The organism is Psychrobacter sp. 1U2 (assembly GCF_051847575.1).
Genome location: NZ_JBPYDC010001071.1, coordinates 1 through 717 on the forward strand (window position 1 = coordinate 1; position 717 = coordinate 717).

Genomic DNA, 717 nt, shown 5'->3' on the forward strand with positions numbered 1-717 from the left:
TGATATTATACGAGCCGGCGCATGGTGGCCACATTGGCTTTGTACGTTGGAAAGACAAAGGGTTAGATACCAATTGGGTGCCAGAAATAGCGCTACAGTTTTTTAACGCTGCTGCGTCTGCGTAAAATAACTCCCCTTTACGGCAATCCTCTTCCTATTAATTTTACTCAGACCTTAACCATGTCATAAATATTAGACTAGTTAATACCATCTTTAAGTAACCATCCGTTCACTGAAAACCATTGGTTTTAACCCTGCCAGTCGGTATGATAAGTCACTGTTTTTGATAACAACTTATATAAGACTGACCTATGCAAACTTCAAAACCTTCAAAGCAAACTTCAAAACCTTCAAATACCGCAAAGCCATTCGCTCCTGCTCCTTTTAAGCCACCATTTTGGCTGACTAATCCTCATCTGCAAAGTATCTTGCCCAAGTTTTTTGCGCCAGAAGTGCCAAAGTATCGGCGAGTAGTCAAGCAAGACTCGTTGTGTGAGACTGACATTGCTTATGACTTCTACGATGCGCATCCAATAGAAGCAGCGAACGACGGTACACTTGAGCAAACACCTTTAGTCGTGCTATTTCACGGAATGGAAGGTAGTAGCGATAGCCATTATGCGCGCGCATTGGCCTATCAAATGCATAACGATGGCTGGCACTTTGTAGTGGCACACTTTCGCAGTTGTGGCGGTATTCCGGCCAACGGGCGCGTCT

The 717-nt window shown here is 44.2% G+C and carries 1 pseudogene; it reads left to right on the forward strand.

Annotated features, from left to right (window positions below):
* Window positions 1–311: 311 nt before the first annotated feature.
* Window positions 312–717 (forward strand): annotated as a pseudogene (locus ACS8FD_RS20445) (YheT family hydrolase); the annotation flags it as partial.